Raw genomic sequence first — 18,687 nt, 5'->3', positions numbered from 1 at the left:
GACGACGTTCCGGCGCTCCGGCACCCGCCAAGTCCCGTAGGCAGTCTACGACTTGCCCCGAGTGCGGGGTGGGTGGGACGCGTACCGGACTCGCGCCGGGAAGACTATGGCATATGCCAAAAGCACCACCGTATCGTGTGTCGCCGAATCCCTTACGAGCCGTGGCGGCCTGTGCAACAGTCGTAACGGTCCTTCCCGCCCGTCTCGGATCCACCTCGGTCGTACCGTCAGCACATCGGAGTGCGTCATGTCGTCCCATCTCTCCGCGGACCACCCGGCCGCCCAGCCTCCGGGGAACGGCCCGGTCGAGGCACTCATATCGCAGACGCGGCGGCTGCGGGGCGACGTGGACGCGGTGCGGCGGGGCAGCCGGGACGACGCGGCGGACCCCCGGGGACGCTGGCAGCGCGCCCTGTACGACCTGGCGTTGCACCAACTCACCGATCTCGACGCGCACTTGGCGCAGCTGCGGGACGGTCCGGCGCCCTCGCCACGCCCCGGTTCACTGCTCAGCCGGGTCGGCAGCGCGGAGTGGAACCTGCTGACGGACGAGGCCGAGTGGTCCGGGGAACTCTTCCCCATCCTGGGCCGCGACCCCGCTTCCGCCCCACTGAGCCTCGACGAACTGCCCTCCCTGGTGCTCACCGAGGACCGCCCGAAGCTGACCGCGATGGTCACGGACTGCCTGGTCGACGCCCGGCCCATCGACGGCGAGTTCCGCGTCGTCCACCCCGACGGGGCCGTGCGCACCGTGCACATGATGGGCGAGCCCGTGCTCGACGCCGACGGCAGCACCGCCTCGATGTGGGCGGTGCTGCGGGACGTCAGTGAACTGCGGCGCAGCCAGCGGGCGGTGAGCGAGACCCGTGACGGGCTCCGGCACCCTCCGCCGCCGCCCTGGCACGCCCTCCTGCGCTTCCCGGACGAGGGCCGGCCCGGCCTGGACCTGGCCGCCGCGCACCTGTCTCCGACGGCCCAGCGGTCGCCGTACGGCGGCTGGTACGACGCGTGTCCGCTCGCCGACGGCGACGAAACCCTCCTCACCGTCGGCGACTTGGAGGCACCGGGCACCGAGGCGCACGGCCCGGCGGTGCTCATCGGCGCCCTGCGCGGTCTGGCGCTGGCCGGAGGCCCGCCCGCACGACTCCGCGACCGGCTCACCGGCTTGATCGGGGCCACCGCCCTGCCACCGGTGCGCGCGGCCCTGTACTGCGGGTACCGGCCGGGCACCCGCACCCTGAGCTGGGCGCACACCGCGGGGTCCGCCCCGCTGCTGTTCCGCGGCGGGACGGGGCACGTCCTGTCCGGACAGGACAGGACGGCCGCGCAGGACGTCTCATCCACCCAGGACGTCTCATCCGCCCAGGACAGACCGTCCGGGCACACCGAGGCGGCCCTCGAAGCGGGCGACCTGCTGCTCCTGCACACGGGGGCACTCGAACCGGAGGCCGTGGAGCACCTCCTCGCGCTGGCTCCCGATCTGACCGGGGCGGAATCGGCCCACCGTGCCATGGCGATCGTGACGCGGGAACTCGGCGAGCTGCCGGGGCGTCGGGACGCCTGCCTGCTGGTGGCCCGGATCATGCCCTAGTCCCTCGACGGGACCGGCGGAGCGTGTCGCGCCCTACGCCGGCGCGGCGGTGCCGTCCGGCCCCTTCCCCTTGGCCGACCTCGTCTTGGGCAGCGCCAGCTTGATCTCCTCGCGCAGTTCCTGGATCTTCGGGTAGCCGGTGTACTCGGCGGTGAGCCGGTACATCTGGCGCAGCCGGTCCCAGGTCCGCCGGGAGGAGTTGGACCCCATCGACACCAGAGCCAGCCGCGCGTACCGGTCCGCCTGCTCGGGGTCGTCGGCGATGAAGCAGGCGGAGGCCATCGACAGGTAGTCGAAGATCTTCGACCGCTGCCGGCCGTCGATCCTCAGGGCCAGGGCCTTGTCCGCGTAGTGCTGCGCGTGCGCGGCGGCCCCGGGCTCGAACTCGGCGAGCGTCCGGTAGGCCAGAGCCTGCATGCCGTACAGGTCCTCCTCCTTGAACGTCTGCATCCAGTCCGGGGGCGGCACGTCCGCCTTGTCGGAGACGAAAAGGTCCTCGGCCCGGCCCAGGGTGCGGCGCATCGCCTGGCCCTTGCCCATGGCCGCCTGCGCCCAGGCCTCGATGGTGTACAGCATGGCCTTGGTCCGCGGCAGTACCTGCTCGCCGGAGCCGGACTGGGCGAGCTTCATCAGGTCCAGCGCCTCGTCGGGCTTGCCCAGGTGCACCATCTGGCGGGCCGCCCGGGAGAGGGCCTCGCCCGCCCGGGGCCGGTCGCCGCCCTCGCGCGCCGCGTGCGCGGCGATGACGAAGTACTTCTGCGCCGTGGGTTCCAGGCCGACGTCGTGCGACATCCAGCCCGCGAGGACGGCGAGGTTGGCCGCGACGCCCCACAGGCGGCGCTGGAGATGGGGTGGGTGGTGGTAGGCGAGCATGCCGCCCACCTCGTTGAGCTGGCCCACCACGGCCTTGCGCTGGAGTCCGCCGCCGCGGGCGGCGTCCCAGGCGCGGAACACCTCGACCGAGCGCTCCAGTTCCTCCACTTCCTGCGACCCGATGGGGGCGGCCTCGTACCGGTCGAACCCAGCGGGGTCGGCGTGCAGGGGTGTGCGGAGGTCGGGGGCGTCGGCCGCCAGGGCCGGATCGGTGTGCAGCCAGTCGTGCATGGCGCTGCTGAGTGCGGGGCCCGTGGCGAGCGCGGCGCCCGCGCCCACCAAGCCGCGTCGGTTGAGCATGAGGTCCATTCCCGTGAATTCGGTGAGGACCGCCGCAGTCCGCTCGGGCGCCCACGGCACTCCGTCGGGATGCTCTTCGCTCCCGCCGGGCGGCCGTTTCCCCGCACGCCCGTGCCGGACCAGACCGAGGTCCTCGATGGTCACGACACGGCCGAGACGCTCGGTGAACAGAACCGCCAGCACCCGCGGCACCGGATCGCGCGGGATCTCTCCCATGTCGATCCACCGCCGCACCCGCGAGGTGTCGGTCGCCAGCTGGGGGTGGCCCATGGCCGCCGCCTGCCGGTTGACCAGCCTCGCGAGCTCGCCCTTGGACCAGCCGGCCAGGCCGAACAGGTCCGACAGACGGGTGTTGGGTTCTTTGCTCACGTCAAGCCCCCAGGTTCTCGGCTGAGTTGACAGTAGCCCCGTGCGGGTTGCCGGGCGACTATTCGCCACCGTTCGCCAGGGTGCGCCAGATGGTGTGCCACGGGCGGCCGGGTGTCAGGTAGGAATGCGCCACCCCGACCCGGTCGCCGCGGGGGTACTCCCCAGGGTGGTCCCGGGCGGCCGGTCGGGCGGCGCGACGGCTTTCGGAAGGCGCGACCCCCGGCACCGAACGGGCCGGACGGGCAGCGCACTTCAGGCAGGCACAGCAGGCACACGAAGGGATCTGTCTCGCCCATGTACGCAGCATCGTCCTCCGTGTCCGCCCCGCAGCGCTCGCTGCACCCCCGCCCGACGGCGGGCGGCGGCCCCTACCTCGCCCCCGCGCGTCCGGCGGCCCCGGCGCTCGGAGCCGGCAGGGCGCGGCTCGGCGCGGGGCCCGGCACGCAGCCGCTCAGCGGAAGAATCGACCTGTCCGGCCCCCAGGGCGCCCAACTGCGCACGGCGATCGCCGCCGTGCACCGGATCTGCCCGGAGTTCTCTCCCGTGCAGGTGCTGCGGCGCAGCGGGCGTTCCGTGCTCCTGGTCGGGACGACCGGGCGCAGCACGGCGGTGGCCAAGTGTTTAGTGGACCACTCCCCCGCCTGGGCGGAGCGCAGCCGGCACGAGATAGGGGCATACCGCTCGTTCGTCCGGCAGCGCCCTCCGGTGCGGGTGCCGAGGCTGATCGCGGCGGATCCGGACAACGGCACGCTGGTGATCGAGCGGATGCCCGGACGGGTGGCCGCACTGCAGCGGCATCCCCTGGAGGCCCCGCCGCGGGCGGACATCAGGGCGGCGATCGGAGCGGTCTGCCGGCTGAACGCCTGGCGGCCGCCGGCCGGCACCTTCGACGCCCCGCTGGACTACGCGGCCCGGATCGCCCGCTACCACGAGCTGGGGCTGCTCACCGACCGGGACCTGGGCGACCTGCAGAAGCTGCTGCACGGCATCGCCCATGCCGGCGGACGGCAGGGCATGGGCCAGTTCTGCCACGGTGACGCGCTGCTGTCCAACATCCTCATGTCCCCGGCCGGTCCGGTGCTGGTGGACTGGGAGCACGCGGGCTGGTACCTGCCGGGTTACGACCTGGCGACGCTGTGGGCCGTCCTCGGCGACGCCCCGGCGGCCCGCCGTCAGATCAGCCAGATCGCCCAGTCGACGGGCACGGCGGCGCGCGACGCGTTCCTGGTGAACCTGATGCTCGTACTGACCAGGGAGATCCGTACGTACGAGACGGCCGTGCAGCGTTCGATGCACGACACGGTCGCCGCGCCGTCGGCGCCGGCCCATCCGGGTGCCGCGCCGACCGGCGAGGAGCAGCGGCTGCTGCTGCGCCGGCTGCACGACGACTGTCAGATGGCGCGCCGGGCGGTGCGGGCGGCGGTCGGTACGCGCTGACGGGAGGGACGTAGGGAAGACGGTGGTCCGCGGTGTGCTCCTGCTGGGAGCACACCGCTTTCTGGTGTCTCCGCCAACCGGGTGGGTGCAGGGGCCATTGGTGTACGCCACTGACGCCGCGCAGGCCGGTGCGCCGCCGCCACGAAACCCGCCGGACCCCCTGCTGACGTGGGAAATCGCCGCCGCGACGGCATGATTGACGGATCGTCGGACTGCCGGGTACCACTGACCCACGCCCGGCCCCGCACGTCCCCCCACGCCCCGTCCCGCCCGACCGTCTCAGGAGGCCGCTTTGCGAGGATCCCCCGTCGTGCCCGCCCTGGCCACCGCGGCACTGCTGCTGCCGCTGCTCGGCGCGGCACCGTCCGCCGCCGTGGCCCCGGACGCGCCGCCCTCCCCGGACCGCCTGCAGCGGGCGTTCGCCGCCGCGGCGGCCGAGTACCACGTACCGCAGAGCGTCCTCCTCGGCGTCTCCTATCTGCAGTCCCGCTGGGACGCGCACGGTGGAGCGCCGAGCGTGACCGGTGGTTACGGCCCGCTGCACCTCACCGACGCCCGCACGGCACTGGCCGGGACGCCCCGGTCCCACCACGGCGAGGGTGGCGAGGACCCGCGCGGCGACGACGCGCGCGCCCGGCTGCGTGTCGGTGGGTCGGGGCGGACCGCCACCGCGCCCGCCGCCGACCTGCCGGCCCGGCTGACCACGCTGCCGAAGGCCGCCGGCCTGACCGGACTGAGCCCCGAGTCGCTGCGCACCGACCCGGCGGCGAACGTGGCCGGCGGTGCCGCGCTGCTCGCCGCCGCCCAGCGGGAACTGGGCGAGCCGCTGAGCCCCGACCCGGCGGACTGGTACGGGGCGGTGGCCCGCTTCTCGGGGGCGGAGGACTCCGCGACGGCCGCGTCGTACGCGAACGACGTCTACGAGGTGATCCGCACCGGCGAGCAGCGCACCACGGACGCCGGCCAGCGGGTCGCGCTGGCGGCCCGCCCCGGCCTGGCGCCCGACGTCTCCCAGCTGGGCGACGCGGGTCTGCGCGCGGCGTCCGCGGCCGGCACGGAGTGCCCGAGGTCGGTGTCGTGCGAGTGGGTCCCCGCACCGTACGAGGAGTTCGGCGACGGCGACTACGGCAACCACGACCTGGGCGACAGGCCTGCCTCCCAGCGCATCCGCTACATCGTCGTGCACGACACCGAAGGCACCTGGAACGGCGTCCTCAACCTGGTCCAGGACCCCACCTACGTGTCCTGGAACTACACGCTTCGCTCGACCGACGGCCACATCGCGCAGCACGTGAAGGCGAAGGACGTGGCCTGGCACGCGGGCAACTGGTACGTCAACGCGGGGTCGATCGGTCTGGAGCACGAGGGCTTCCTGACGGAGCCGGACGCCTGGTACACGGAGGCGATGTACCGGTCCTCGGCGCGGCTGGTGAGGTATCTGGCCGGGAAGTACGGCATCCCGCTGGACCGGCAGCACGTGCTGGGCCACGACAACGTCCCCGGCACCACCACGGCCACGATCCCGGGCATGCACACCGACCCGGGCCCCTACTGGGACTGGCGGCACTACTTCCAGCTGCTCGGCCGGCCCGTCGAGCCGACCGCGGGCAGGAAGTCGTCCCTGGTGACGATCCGCCCGGACTACGACGCCAACCGTCCCGAGTACACGGGCTGCGAGACGCCGGGCGAGCCCTGCGCGGCGCACGGCTCCAGCGAGGTGCGGCTGTACTCCGACCACGACGTGAAGGCGCCGCTGATCAAGGACGTCGGCCTCGGCGGCACGCCGACGACCGGGGTGAACGACCTGTCCTCCCGGGTCTCCACCGGCCAGCAGTACGCGGTGGCCGACCGGTGGGGCGACTGGACGGCCATCTGGTACCTGGGCCAGAAGGCCTGGTTCCACAATCCGCGCAGGAGCCCGGCGGCGGTGCCCGCGTCGGGCCGGGTGATCACCCCGCGGAAGGGGCTGGACAGCGTCCCGGTGTACGGGCGCGCGTACCCGGAGAAGGCCGCCTACCCGGCGGACGTGCCCGCCCAGGCGGTGTCGCCGCTGCCGTACACCCTGCCCGCGGGGCAGAAGTACGTGGTGGGTGAGAAGGTGCCCGGCGAGTACTACTACGCGGTCACCTTCGACGAGGCGTCCCACCGGGTGGTGCGGGGCGAGGACCAGTACTACGAGATCCAGTACGGCCACCGGGTGGCGTTCGTGCGCGCCGCCGACGCGACTGTCTCGGCCGCGCGCTGACGGGAGCGGTCTCAGCCCTGCTGGAAAAGCTCCGCCGGGAGCGGCTTCAGCAGGGCGTACAGGTCGTCGGTGATGGGGCGGTCCCAGGCGGCGATGGTCACCAGGACGCCGTCGCTGCGGTCGAACTGCACGCAGGAGATCCGGCTCTCGGAGAGCTTGAGGCGGCGCACGATGAGCAGGTTGTCGCCCTGCATCACGGGCACGTCCTCGGCGCCGACGACCGTGATCTCCTCGTCGTTCTCCAGGGCGAGCAGCAGCTGGGCCACCTCGAAGGGGATCTCCCCCTCGGGGATCTCGCGCGCCGGGGAGCCGTCCGGCAGGTTGCCGATGATCATCGCGGGACCGCGGCCGCCGAACAGGTCGTAGCGCAGGAAGACGCCCTGGCAACTGCCGTCGGGCGCGGGCAGCAGACCGGCGCCGAGATTCCCGGGCCAGTCGCCCGGGTCCATGGCCAGTACGTCGAAGTCGGGCCCGGCGGGCGTGGCGCTGCGGCGGCGGAGGAACGACATGCCGCCATGGTACGTGTCCGGACCGGGTGAACGGTGTGCGGGCGGACGCCCGGCCGGGCTCGGCGACGCCCTGGTGGCGCTCCGGGCGGCGGGCGGACCGGACGCGGTCGCCGCGTGCCGGGTGCGGGTCCGGGCGTCACTCCCGCGGTGGTGCCGGGGGGATCACCGCGACCGGGGCCGCCGCGTGCAGCAGGACGGCGTGGGTGACCGAGCCCATCATGCGGGCGGGGGCCAGCAGGCGGCGCCGGTGGCGTCCGACGACGACCAGGTCGGCGTCCCGGGAGGAGGCGACCAGGTGTCCCGCGGCGTCGCCCGGCGCGACGTACGGCTCGGCCCGGACGTCGGGATGACGCTCGCGGTGGGGTGCGAGGAAGCCGTCGGCGAGGACCCTGGTCTCGCTCTCCAGGGAGACCGCGTCGATCACCGGCGGCACGATCTGCCCCGCGGCGGCCCAGGTCTGCACCGGCCACGGGTAGGCGGCGACCACCTGGAGCCGGGCGCCGCGCAGCTCGGCCTCGGTGAAGGCGAAGGCGAGGGTGGCGTCGTCGGGGCTGTCCACGTGCAGCCCGACCACCACCCGGGGGCCGGGTTCGTCCGGTGCCTCGCCGTGGACCTCGCGCCCGGGGCGGGGCACCACCACGACGGGGCATTCGGCGTCGCGGGCGGCGGCCATGCCGTTGGAGCCCAGCAGCAGGCCGGCGAAGCCGCCCCGGCCACGGGAGCCGAGCACCAGCAGCTGGGCGTCGGCGCCCAGTTCCGGGAGCAGGGCGCCCGGTACGCCCTCCATGCCGACGTATTCCGTCGGCACCGCGAAGGCCCGTCCCTGAAGGTGCGCGCGGGCCTGGTCGAGCGCCGGGTCCTCGGTGGTGTCCGGTGGGCCCGCGACGAGGACGTCGGTCTGGGCCCAGGCGGCGTACTGGCGCACGTGCACCACCCGCAGGGGTGCCTCGCGCCGGTGGGCGGCGTCGAGCGCCCAGTCCAGGGCGCGCAGGCCGTCGTCCGAACCGTCGACCGCCGCGATGACCGGCAGGGTGCTCATGGGTCCTCACCTCCGGAGTACGCACTTCCCCCCGGCGGCGGAGCGAACACCCCGGTTCGGCCGGTCGGCGCACCCCGTGGCGGCTACGTGAGGTCGAACTCTCCGTGTCGCGCTCCGGAGACGAACGCACCCCATTCGTCCGGGGTGAAGATCAACGAAGGGCTTTCCGGACTGCCGCTGTTGCGCATGGCGATGAATCCCTCGACGAAGGCGATCTGGACATCCCCCAGGCCCCGGCTGCTGGACTGCCACTGCGCGTTGCTGAGATCCAGTTGCGGCTTGTCCCAGCCCATGAGCGGGCGCTGGTGGGTGGTGCTCTCGGCCACGTCCGTGCTCCTCCCGGTGTCGTCGTGCGCGGCCAGCCTAGCGATCGGGTCCGGCCTCGGACAGGCCGTGCAGGGGTGGCTTCGGATTCAGGAACCGGTGAAGCGGTCCCGCAGCTCCCTCTTGAGGATCTTGCCGCTGGCGTTGCGCGGCAGGGCGTCCACGAACCGGATGTGTTTGGGTGCCTTGAACGCGGTGAGTTTCTCGCGGGCGTGCGCGATCAGTTCGTCCTCGGTGACCTCGCCGCGCGGGACCACGACGGCCGTGACGGCCTCGATCCACCGCTCGTCGGGCAGGCCGATCACGGCCGCCTCCGCGACGGCTTCGTGCGTGTAGAGGGCGTCCTCGACCTGCCGCGAGGCGACCAGCACGCCGCCGGAGTTGATGACGTCCTTCACCCGGTCGACGATCGTGTAGTAGCCCTCCGCGTCCCGCACGGCGAGGTCGCCGGAGTGGAACCAGCCGTCGCGGAAGGCGGCCTCGGTCTCCTCGGGCTTGTCCCAGTACCCCTCGCACAGCTGCGGGGAGCGGTAGACCACTTCGCCGGGCGTGCCGTCGGGCACGTCCTTGCCGTCCTCGTCCACCACGCGCGCGTCGACGAACAGGACGGGGCGTCCGCAGGAGTCCATCCGGCCGTCGTGCTCGTCGGGCCCGAGGACGGTGGCGAGGGGGCCGATCTCGCTCTGGCCGAAGCAGTTGTAGAAGGCCAGGTGCGGCAGGCGTGCGCGCAGCCGTTCCAGGACGGGCACCGGCATGATCGAGGCGCCGTAGTAGGCCTTGCGCAGGCCGCTCAGGTCGCGGGTGGCGAAGTCGGCGCGGTCGGCGAGGCCGATCCACACGGTGGGCGGGGCGAACAGGCTGTCCACGCGGCCCGCTTCGATCAGGTCGAAGAGCCGGTCGCCGTCCGGTGCGTCCAGGACGATGTTGGTGGCGCCGACCGCGAGGTAGGGCAGCAGGAAGACGTGGGTCTGCGCCGAGTGGTAGAGCGGCAGGGCGTGCACCGGGCGGTCGCCCGCGCGGAGGTCCAGGGCGGTGATGGCGCTCAGGTACTCGTGCACCAGCGCCCGGTGGGTCATCATCGCGCCCTTGGGCAGCGCGGTGGTGCCCGAGGTGTAGAGGAGCTGCACCAGGTCCTCGGCGCCCGGTCCGGGGCCGTCGTACGCGGGTGCCGACGTGAGGCGGGCGAGCAGCGAACCGTCGGCGTCGCGCAGTGGCAGGGCGCGCGTCCCGGCGGGGAGCCGGGCGGCGAGGCCGGGATCGGTGAGGACCAGGGTGCTGCCAGACTGTCCGACGACGTAGGCGAGGTCGTCGCCGGTGAGGTTCTGGTTGACGGGGACGTGCACCAGGCCCGCGCGGGCGCAGGCCAGGAAGGCGATGAGGTAGGCGTCGGAGTTGTGGCCGTAGGCGCCGACCCGGTCGCCCGGGGACAGGCCCTCGTCCAGCAGGACGCTCGCCGCGCGGGAGACCGCGGTGTCCAGTTCCCCGTAGGTCCAGGTGCGGTCGCGGTACTCCACCGCGACGCGTGCCGGAGTGCGCCGGGCGCTGCGCCGCAGCACTCCGTCCACGGTGCTGCCGTGTCCGGTCGTCATGACATGATCCTCGGCCGGTCACGAGGGCGGGTCAAGCCGTGTGCACCGGTCCGCCGGCTCCGCGCGTCCGCTCCGCACGCCCCATTGACACGGCCCGCCGCTGACAGGAAAGTTTCACTCCGCACGGCGATCCGGGAAAGATACTTTCAGCTTCGGTGGCGGGAGGCTCTTCGATGGCCGGTCAGGGGACGCACGGATGCACACGGCGTCAACTAGGGGCGGGTGCCTTGGCCCTGGGCGGTGCACTGGCCATCGCCCCGTTCGCGGCGGGGCCGGCCGCGGCCGCCTCCGGCACGGGCCGCCGGCCCACGCTCCGGCGCGGTTCGGCCGAGCGCGCCGGGCTGCTCCCGGGCCATCTGCGCCGGCTCGTCACCGACGCCGAGGCGTTCCTCGGCCCGTCCCCCGAGCACCCGTGGTACGCGGGGGCCGTGCTGCTCGCAGGCCGGGGCGGCACGGTGGCGCTGCACGAGCCGATCGGGATGGCGGTGCGCTACCGGGCCTACGACGAGGCGACCGACACCGGTGTCGAGTTCCCGGCGGGGCAGCAGATCCCGATGGCGAAGGACACGGTGTTCGACCTCGCGTCGATCTCCAAGCTGTTCACCTCGATCCTCGCCGTGCAGCAGCTGGAGCGGGGCGCGCTGGAGCTGGAGGCGCCGGTCGCCTCGTACCTGCCGGACTTCGGCCGGGCGGGCAAGCAGCAGGTGACGATCCGCCATCTGCTGACCCACACCTCGGGTTTCCGCGCGTGGATCCCGCTGTACAGCGTGCCCACGCGCGAGGAGAAGGTACAACTCGTCTACGACGAGGCGCCGGTGAGCGCGCCCGGCACGGCGTACCTGTACTCGGACCTGAACATGATCTCGCTGCAGCTGGTCCTGGAGAGGATCACCGGCCGCGCCCTGGACGTCCTGCTGCGCGACGAGATCACCGGGCCGCTCGGTCTGGGCCGCACCCGCTACAACCCGCCCGCCTCCTGGCGGCCGGGGATCGCGGCCACCGAGGACGCCCGGCAGCCCTGGTCCGGCCTGGACCGGGGTCTGGTGTGGGGCGAGGTGCACGACGAGAACGCCTTCAGCCTGGGCGGGGTCGCCGGGCACGCGGGGGTGTTCTCCTGCGCGTGGGACCTCGCGGTCCTCGGCCGTACGCTGCTCAACGGCGGCTCGTACGGGCGCTCGCGCATCCTGCGGCCGGAGTCGGTGGAGCTGATGTTCACCGACTTCAACACCGACTTCCCGGGCGACGAGCACGGCCTGGGCTTCGAGCTGTACCAGCACTGGTACATGGGCGCGATGGCGACACCGCGCACGGCCGGGCACACCGGATTCACCGGCACCTCGCTGGTGCTCGACCCCACGACCGACTCGTTCCTCGTCGTACTCGGCAACTCCGTCCACCCGGTGCGGAGCTGGCGGTCCGGATCGGCTCCGCGGGTGGCGGCCGGCACCAACCTGGCACGGGCGGTGCCGGTCCGGCCCGAGCACGGGCGCACCGCCTGGTTCTCGGGGACGGCGAGTTCCGCCACGGCCACGCTGACCCTGCCCGCGCTGGACACGTCGGCGGGGCGGGCTCGGCTGCGCTGCTCGCTGTGGTGGGACACCGAGCCCGGGTCGGACACCCTCGTCCTGGAGGCCACGACCGACGGCGGCGCGTCGTGGCGGCCCGTCCCGTTCACCACGACCCGGCACGGGGAGGCGCCCCGCGAGCATCCCGCGGGCTCGGCGACCGGCTGGTCGGGGCGGGTCTGGCACCGGCTGACCGCCGCCCTCCCGGCCGCGCGCGGACTCACCCTGCGCTGGCGCTGCACGACCGACCGGCTGTACGTCGGACGCGGGGCGTACGTCGACGGGCTGCGCGCGGAGGCGGGCGGCGACGTCCTGTTCCACGACGCGCGCCCCGCGGACGCGGCGCGCGTCGAGGCGGTGGGGTGGTCGGCGTCGGCCGACTAGCGCCGGCCGACGGCCGACCCGGGTCGCCCGGGAGCGCTAGCCGTGGAAGACGGCCTTCTGCACCTCGTTCGGGCCGTCGAAGCTGCTTTCCTCGAGTCCGTCGAGACGGCTCACGACCTTGTCGTCGGCCTTGTTCTTGCGGGCGCAGTCGACGAGCGACTTCTTGTCCGCCGGGTAGTCCATGCCGTTGAGGGCCTTCTGCAGGTCGATGGGGCTGAGGTCCGCCATGACAGGCTCCTTGCCGTGCGGGGATCGGGTACGGAATTTCCGTTATGTCGCGGTACCCGGTCCCGGCCCCGGCATGCGCGCCCGCCCTTCAGCCTTCGGTCAGCCTTCGGTCCCCTCCAGCACCGCCATCGCCGCGTTGTGCCCCGGCACACCGCTCACCCCTCCCCCGCGCACGGCGCCCGCGCCGCACAGCAGGACGTTCGCCCGGCCGGTCTCCACTCCCCAGTGGCCGGTGCCCTCCTGGGCGTGAGGCCAGGACAGCTCGCGGTGGAAGATGTTCCCGCCGGGCAGGCGCAGGTCGCGGTCCAGGTCGAGGGGCGACCTGGCCTCGATGCAGGGCCGCCCGTCGGCGTCGGTCGCCAGGCAGTCGGCGAGGGGTTCGGCGAGATGGGCGTCGAGCTCGGCGAGAGTGGATGTCAGCAGTTCCTCGCGTACGGCGTCGTTGTCCCTCGCGAAGAGGCGGGCGGGTGTGTGCAGGCCGAACAGGGTGAGGGTGTGCATGCCCTTCGCGGCCAGACCGGGGCCGAGGATGGTGGGGTCGGTCAGCGAGTGGCAGTAGATCTCGGAGGGCGGTGCGTCGGGCAGCTCACCGGCGGCCGCCCGCGCGTGTGCGGCGGCCAGCTGCCCGTAGCCCTCGGCGATGTGGAAGGTTCCGGCGAAGGCCTCGCGCGGGTCAGCCTCGGGGTCGCGCAGCCGCGGCAGCCGGGTCAGCAGCATGTTCACCTTGAGCTGGGCGCCTTCGGCGGGCGGCGGCGCCGCCTGCCCGGTGAGTGCCGCCAGTTCCCGCGGGGAGGCGTTGACCAGGACGTGACGCGCGGCGGCGACGTGCTCGCCGTCGGCCGAGCGGTAGGTCACCTCGGCGGTGCGTCCGTCGGCGTCGATCCGCACCGCCTCGTGTCCGGTGGCGAGCACGGCACCGGCGGCTCGGGCCGCTTCGGCCAGCGCGTCGGTGAGGGCACCCATGCCGCCGACCGGCACGTCCCAGGCGCCGGTGCCGCCGCCGATCACGTGGTAGAGGAAGCAGCGGTTCTGGACGAGGGACGGGTCGTGCGCGTCGGCGAAGGTGCCGATCAGCGCGTCGGTGAGGGCCACACCCCGTACCAGGTCGTCGGCGAAGTGGTCCTCGATCGCGACACCGACCGGTTCCTCGAACAGGGCCCGCCAGGCCGCCTCGTCGTCGACCCTGCGGCGCAGTTCGGCCCGGGTGGGCAGCGGTTCGGTGAGGGTCGGGAAGACCCGCCGGGCCACGTGGCCGGTCATGGCGTAGAAGCGCTGCCACGCCTCGTACTCCCGCTCGGAGCCGGTGAGCCGGGCGAAGGACTCGCGGGTGCGCCGCTCGCCCCCGCCGACGAGGAGCCCGGTGGGCCGCCCGGCGCGCTCGACGGGTGTGTACGAGGAGACGGTGCGCGCACGTACCCGGAAGCGCAGGCCGAGATCCCGCACGATCTTCCGGGGCAGCAGGCTGACCAGGTAGGAGTAGCGCGACAGCCGTGCGTCGACCCCGGTGAACGGCCGAGTGGACACGGCCGCTCCGCCGGTGTGGTCCAGTCGTTCCAGGACCAGCACGGAGCGGCCGGCCCGGGCCAGGTAGGCGGCGGCGACCAGGCCGTTGTGGCCGCCGCCGACGATGACGGCGTGGTAGGTGCGGGAGGTGCCGGGGGTGCTGGGGGTGCTCGGCGGGGGCGTCATGGCTCTTGGTAACACGACCCGATCGCGGGCGGCCAGCCCGCCGCCGGCACCGACACGGCCGCCCGCCGGTCACCCCCTGGTCTGCCGTGTCGGCCCGCGACGCTCCCCCACGTCTGCCGTGTCGGCCCGCGACGCTCCCCGGTCTGCCGTGCCGGTCCCCCGTCTGCCGTGTCGGCCCGCGACGCTCCCCCGGTCAGCGTGCCGCCGCCCCGCGCAGCACCGCGACCCTGCGGTACAGCTCCGTGGCCTCGCCGGCGTGGCCGAGCTGTTCCAGGCAGTGGGCCTCGTCGTCGCGGGCGGCAAGCGTGTCGGGGTGGTCGGGACCCAGGACGCGTTCGCGGGCGGCGGCGACCAAGCGGTACTCGGTGAGCGCGGTGGGCCAGCGGTTCAGCCAGCCCAGCGCGACCGCGACCTCGCGCCGGCTGACCAGGGTGTCCGGGTGGTCCGGGCCGAGGACGCGGTCGCGGACCGCGCACACCGCGCGGGCCTCGGCGAGGGCCTCCGCCCAGCGGCCCAGCCTGCCGAGGTTGACGCCCCGTGCGTGCCGGGCGCGCAGGGTCTCGGGATGCTCGGGGCCCTGGGCGCGGGCGCGGTCGTCGATCAGCTCCCCGTACACGGTCAGTGCTTCGGCACAGCGGCCGAGGCGGCCCAGGGCGACGCCGGTCTCGTAGCGGGCGGCGAGGGTGTCGGGGTGGCGCGGGCCGAGCACGCGCGCGCGGGCCGCGGCGACCTCGCGGTAGGTCGCGAGGGCCTCCTGCCAGCGGTCCAGCCGCCCGAGTTCGTAGGCCACCTCGTAGCGGGTGACCAGGGTGTCGGGATGGTCGGGCCCGAGTACACGGGCCCGGGCCTCGGCCACCTCGCGGGCCGTCCGGTGGGCCTCCTCGGTGCGGCCGAGCCGCCCGAGGTTGAAGGCCAGGTTGTGCCGGCAGCGCAGGGTGTCGGGGTGGTCGGCGCCCATGGTGCGCTCCCGGGCGGTCAGGACCGACGCGTACACCTGGTGGGCGTCGGTGTACCGGCCCAGCCGGCCCAGGGTGTAGGCCATCTCCTGACGGACGGCGAGGGTGTCGGCGTGGTCGGCCCCCAGCATCCTGATCCTGGCCTCGGCGACGCCCTTGTACGCGCGCAGCGCGTCGGCGGCGTGACCGGTGCGGCCGAGGACGAAGGCGGCCTCGTAGCGGCTGGCGAGCGTGTCGGGGTGGTCGGGGCCGAGCAGGCGCTCACGCTCGGCGGCGACCGCGCGGTGCACCTCGCCCGCCTCCTCCCAGCGGCCGAGCCGGCCGAGGCTCAGCCCCGCGTCGTGCCGTCCGGCCAGCCCGGCGACGGCCTGCGGCACCCGGCCCGGCCGCTCGCCCGGAAGCGGTACGGCGGCCCCGTCCCCAACGGTCCGATCTCCAACGGTTCGGTCTCCAACGGTTTGGTCTCCAACGGTCCGGTCCTCCGCCGCCGCGTCCCCGGTGGTCCGGCCCCCACCGGCCACGTCCTCGGTGGTCCGAGCACCGCCTGGTCCGTCCTCGGCCGTCCGGCCCTCACCGTCGCGGTCCTCGCCGTCCCGGTTCCGGGCGGGGCGCGGGATCCAGTCGCCGGACAGGCCGGCGCCGGGGTCCGGCGGTGTGGCGCGCGGGCCGCTGCGGGCCGCCCTGCGGCCGGTGGTCATACCGCGGCTCCACGACGGCAACCGGTCGCGGTCCGCGGCCGGTTCACGCGTCCGCGGTCCGGCCGCCACCGACGTGGGCCCGAGCGCCGCCGCGCGTCCGTCGGTGATCCGGCGGCCCAGTTCCCGGGCGTCGTCGGGGCGCTGCTCGGGCCGCTTGGCCAGCAGGTCGAGGATGATCCGGTCCAGGTAGCCGGGCAGGCCGGCGCGACGGGCGGCGGGCGGTTCGGGCTCGGTGTCGCGGTGGCCGACGAGGATCGCCCAGGGGTCGCCGAGGTCGAACGGCGGGACGCCGGTGGCCATCTCGTAGAGCACGCAGCCCAGGGAGTACAGGTCGCTGCGCCGGTCGACCTCGTCGCCGCCGATCTGCTCGGGCGACATGTACTGCGGGGTGCCCATGGCGATGCCGGTGCCGGTGAGGCGGGCGGTGAAGCCCCCGTCGTGACCGAGCCGGGCGATGCCGAAGTCGCAGATCTTCACGGTGCCGTCGGCGGTCCGCACGATGTTCGCGGGTTTGAGGTCGCGGTGGACGATGCCCTGTTCGTGCGTGTAGGCGAGCGCGGCGGCGACCTGTTCGGCGATGTCGACGACGTCCGGGACCGGCAGCGGATGGCCTTTGTTGTCCTCCAGGAGCCGGCTCAGGTCGTGCCCCTCCAGCAGCTCCATGACCAGGAAGAGCACCCCGTCCCACTCGCCGAAGTCGTGGACGACGGTCACCCCGCGGTGCTGGAGCGCGGCGGCCACCCGGGCCTCGCGCCGGAACCTCTCCCGCAGGACGTGGGTGAAGGCGTGGTCGTGCTGCGCGCCCCGCGGCTTGAGGCACTTGACGGCGATGCGCCGGCCCAGTGACTCGTCCCGCGCCCGCCACACCTCCCCCATGCCGCCGCGTCCGATCCTCTCCAGCAGCCGGTACCGGCCCTGGATCAGCGTGCTGTCCCCCATGACTTCGCCGCCCCCGTGGTTCCGTCCGCCCCGCCCTCCCCTGGCCGGTCCAGTATGGCCGCCTGTCGTCCGATTTTGTATGGCGCCGGACGCGCGGCCGGGCCGAGCCGTGCCACGGCGCTCAGGATGTGCCGGGGCGGCAGCTGCCAGCGCAGACGGGCGGGGACCGTCCGCAGCAGGGCGCCCGTGGCGCGCAGCCGGCGGGTGACGGTGGCGGGCGGGGCCGCCGGTGTGCCGTAGAGCTCGTGCGCGTACGGCGGTAGGGAGTCGTACGCCAGCCGGGCGACCCTGTGCCACAGCAGTTCACGGGCTGGGACCAGGAGGGGGTGGACGGGCGGGCGGCGCAGGAAGTCGTCCACCTCGTGCGCGTCCGGCCCGGCGGCCAGTTCGGGTCGTACCCGCGTGAAGTAGGCGGCCAGCTCGCTCCGGTCGGCGGGGGCGGAGCCGGGGTCGAGGCCGACGAGGCGGGCGCTGTGCCGGTGTTCGGCGAGGTAGCGGTCGGCGTCGGCGTCGGTGAGCGGGAATCCGGAGCGGCGCAGGACGTGCAGGTAGGAGCCGATCTCGGCGCAGTGCACCCACAGCAGCAGCGCGGGTTCGTCGACGCCGTAGCGCTCGCCCGTGTCCGGATCCGTGGCGCCGAGCATGCGATGAATCCTGCGCACCCGGGCGCCGGCCCGCTCGGCGGCCTCGGTGGTGCCATAGGTCGTGGTGCCGACGAAGCCCGCGGTGCGCATCAGCCGGCCCCAGGCGTCGCGGCGGAAGTCGCTGTTCTCCATCACCGCGCGCACCGCGCGCGGGTGCAGGGCCTGGAGGTACAGGGCGCGGATGCCGGCCACCCACATCATCGGGTCGCCGTGCGCCTGCCAGGTAACCGAGTCGGGGCCGAAGAGTCCGGGGTCGGTGTTCGTCCGCGTCGCCGTCACGGTGGCAGGCTAACGCCCCCGTGCGCCGCCGCCCCAGGGCTCAGCGCAGGGTGGCCAGGAACTCCCCGCAGGCACGGGCGCAGTCGCGGCAGGCCTTCGCGCTCTCCTCGGCGCCCGGGTGCCCGTCGAAGACGTGGGCGCTCTCCAGGCACACCTGGCGGCACCACTCCAGTTGAGCGCGGATGGCACCCTCGTCCACCTGGTTCTGCTCGGACAGCACCCGGCAGGTCGCGTCGCAGACCTCCGCGCACATGATGCCCCTGCGTCGTACGAGTTCCTGGTTCTCGGTCCCGTCCGGGTCGACGAGGCTCGCCCGCAGGGCGCAGGCCCGGGCGCACTCGGTGCACGCCTGTGCGCACGCGAAGCGGTCCTCGAGGAAACGGAACAGTTCCTGCTGGGAAGTCGTCGTCGATGTCACACCGCGCGGGTTGCCGCTGGGGGCGGCACCAAACCGCGGGTCCCGGTGTTTCCAAGGACTGCGGACCGTGCCTCCCGGCCGGACCCGCTCGCGGCGGTCCGCGGCCCGGCATCGGCCGTTCGCGGACGCGAGCGCCACGGCCGCGGTGAGCTGAATGGTGACGAGGGTCGGGGGTACCCGCGCTCCATGACCAATGCATGGATGGACCTGGCCGCGGGCGGTTCCGGCACGACCGCCGTGTGGCTGATCGTGGCGGGTGTCGTGGTGGTGGCCGTGTTGATCGGCGCCTTCGCTTTCGGCAGCCGGCAAAAGCGCCGGGAGTCGCCCCCGCCGCGTCCCGAGGAACAGCCCCGTATGCCCGAGGGCGGGCCCGTCCACGAGGAGCGGGAGCGCCGGGAGCCGTACGAGATGCCCCGGAGCGACGAGCGCACGCTGCCGCACGAACTCGGCCACCAGGGCAGCCGTACCGCCGCCGACCAGCAGCGGCGCCGCTGGGACGAGGGCAGCAGCGGCTCCTTCGGCAGCGGCGGCTCGGGCGGCCGCTGATCCGCGTGTTCCGGCACGGCGCCGGGGAATCCATGCGCCGTGCCCTCGCTGAGGAGATGGGCCCG

15 protein-coding genes are annotated in these 18,687 nt (G+C 74.0%); 5 read left to right on the top strand and 10 right to left on the bottom strand.

The features are described 5' to 3' along the window. The first annotated feature begins 247 nt into the window (after positions 1 to 247). Positions 248 to 1,591 carry a PAS domain-containing protein gene (locus tag ACIBCJ_RS28375; RefSeq protein WP_365979863.1) on the top strand — a complete coding sequence of 448 codons (1,344 nt, stop codon included), beginning with the start codon at positions 248 to 250 and terminating at the stop codon, positions 1,589 to 1,591. A 33-nt stretch (positions 1,592 to 1,624) separates the two neighbouring features. Here ACIBCJ_RS28375 and ACIBCJ_RS28370 read toward each other — a convergent pair whose 3' ends face one another. Beyond that, positions 1,625 to 3,133, bottom strand: coding sequence for a hypothetical protein (locus tag ACIBCJ_RS28370; protein ID WP_365979862.1), 1,509 nt, complete (start codon positions 3,131 to 3,133; stop codon positions 1,625 to 1,627). Positions 3,134 to 3,427: 294 nt separating this feature from the next. Between ACIBCJ_RS28370 and ACIBCJ_RS28365 the strand changes: the two genes are divergently transcribed. Both ACIBCJ_RS28365 and ACIBCJ_RS28360 read left to right on the top strand, forming a co-directional pair. Continuing rightward, complete coding sequence (locus tag ACIBCJ_RS28365) at positions 3,428 to 4,570, top strand: aminoglycoside phosphotransferase family protein (RefSeq protein WP_362095827.1); 1,143 nt, start codon at positions 3,428 to 3,430, stop codon at positions 4,568 to 4,570. A gap of 310 nt (positions 4,571 to 4,880) precedes the next feature. Then, positions 4,881 to 6,815: an N-acetylmuramoyl-L-alanine amidase gene (locus ACIBCJ_RS28360; RefSeq protein ID WP_365979861.1), complete on the top strand. Its 1,935-nt coding sequence runs from the start codon at positions 4,881 to 4,883 to the stop codon at positions 6,813 to 6,815. Between the two features lie 11 nt (positions 6,816 to 6,826). Here the strand turns inward: ACIBCJ_RS28360 and ACIBCJ_RS28355 are convergent, their stop codons facing one another. The 4 genes from ACIBCJ_RS28355 to ACIBCJ_RS28340 form a co-directional block, all read right to left on the bottom strand. Then, on the bottom strand, positions 6,827 to 7,324 hold the full coding sequence (locus ACIBCJ_RS28355) for a hypothetical protein (RefSeq protein ID WP_362095833.1): 498 nt from the start codon (positions 7,322 to 7,324) through the stop codon (positions 6,827 to 6,829). Between the two features lie 136 nt (positions 7,325 to 7,460). Continuing rightward, positions 7,461 to 8,363, bottom strand: a complete 903-nt coding sequence (locus ACIBCJ_RS28350) for a universal stress protein (protein WP_362095836.1) — start codon at positions 8,361 to 8,363, stop codon at positions 7,461 to 7,463. An 83-nt stretch (positions 8,364 to 8,446) separates the two neighbouring features. Next, complete coding sequence (locus tag ACIBCJ_RS28345) at positions 8,447 to 8,689, bottom strand: DUF397 domain-containing protein (RefSeq protein ID WP_362095839.1); 243 nt, start codon at positions 8,687 to 8,689, stop codon at positions 8,447 to 8,449. Between the two features lie 87 nt (positions 8,690 to 8,776). Then, complete coding sequence (locus ACIBCJ_RS28340; RefSeq protein WP_365979860.1) at positions 8,777 to 10,276, bottom strand: acyl-CoA synthetase; 1,500 nt, start codon at positions 10,274 to 10,276, stop codon at positions 8,777 to 8,779. A gap of 173 nt (positions 10,277 to 10,449) precedes the next feature. On the opposite strand from ACIBCJ_RS28340, the gene ACIBCJ_RS28335 reads away from it, so the two are divergent. Continuing rightward, positions 10,450 to 12,225 carry a serine hydrolase gene (locus ACIBCJ_RS28335; protein WP_362095845.1) on the top strand — a complete coding sequence of 592 codons (1,776 nt, stop codon included), beginning with the start codon at positions 10,450 to 10,452 and terminating at the stop codon, positions 12,223 to 12,225. Between the two features lie 36 nt (positions 12,226 to 12,261). Here ACIBCJ_RS28335 and ACIBCJ_RS28330 read toward each other — a convergent pair whose 3' ends face one another. The 5 genes from ACIBCJ_RS28330 to ACIBCJ_RS28310 form a co-directional block, all read right to left on the bottom strand. Continuing rightward, positions 12,262 to 12,453: a DUF2795 domain-containing protein gene (locus ACIBCJ_RS28330; RefSeq protein ID WP_362095848.1), complete on the bottom strand. Its 192-nt coding sequence runs from the start codon at positions 12,451 to 12,453 to the stop codon at positions 12,262 to 12,264. A 99-nt stretch (positions 12,454 to 12,552) separates the two neighbouring features. Further along, a complete protein-coding gene (locus ACIBCJ_RS28325) occupies positions 12,553 to 14,142 on the bottom strand; it encodes an NAD(P)/FAD-dependent oxidoreductase (RefSeq protein ID WP_365979859.1) in 1,590 nt (529 codons plus the stop codon). Positions 14,143 to 14,335: 193 nt separating this feature from the next. After that, positions 14,336 to 16,735, bottom strand: coding sequence for a serine/threonine-protein kinase (locus tag ACIBCJ_RS28320; RefSeq protein WP_365979858.1), 2,400 nt, complete (start codon positions 16,733 to 16,735; stop codon positions 14,336 to 14,338). Further along, positions 16,717 to 17,658: an oxygenase MpaB family protein gene (locus ACIBCJ_RS28315; protein WP_365979857.1), complete on the bottom strand. Its 942-nt coding sequence runs from the start codon at positions 17,656 to 17,658 to the stop codon at positions 16,717 to 16,719. Before ACIBCJ_RS28315 ends, ACIBCJ_RS28320 begins: the two co-directional genes overlap by 19 nt. 40 nt (positions 17,659 to 17,698) lie before the next feature. Then, positions 17,699 to 18,076: a four-helix bundle copper-binding protein gene (locus ACIBCJ_RS28310; protein WP_133886656.1), complete on the bottom strand. Its 378-nt coding sequence runs from the start codon at positions 18,074 to 18,076 to the stop codon at positions 17,699 to 17,701. A gap of 186 nt (positions 18,077 to 18,262) precedes the next feature. Between ACIBCJ_RS28310 and ACIBCJ_RS28305 the strand changes: the two genes are divergently transcribed. After that, a complete protein-coding gene (locus ACIBCJ_RS28305; protein ID WP_362095861.1) occupies positions 18,263 to 18,622 on the top strand; it encodes a DUF6479 family protein in 360 nt (119 codons plus the stop codon). Positions 18,623 to 18,687 lie beyond the last annotated feature (65 nt).

It is taken from the genome of Streptomyces sp. NPDC051136 (genome assembly GCF_044455745.1).
Classification (GTDB): Bacteria; Actinomycetota; Actinomycetes; order Streptomycetales; family Streptomycetaceae; genus Streptomyces.
Note: the sequence above shows the minus strand (reverse complement) of the source record. Positions and strands in the feature narration are given on the sequence as shown.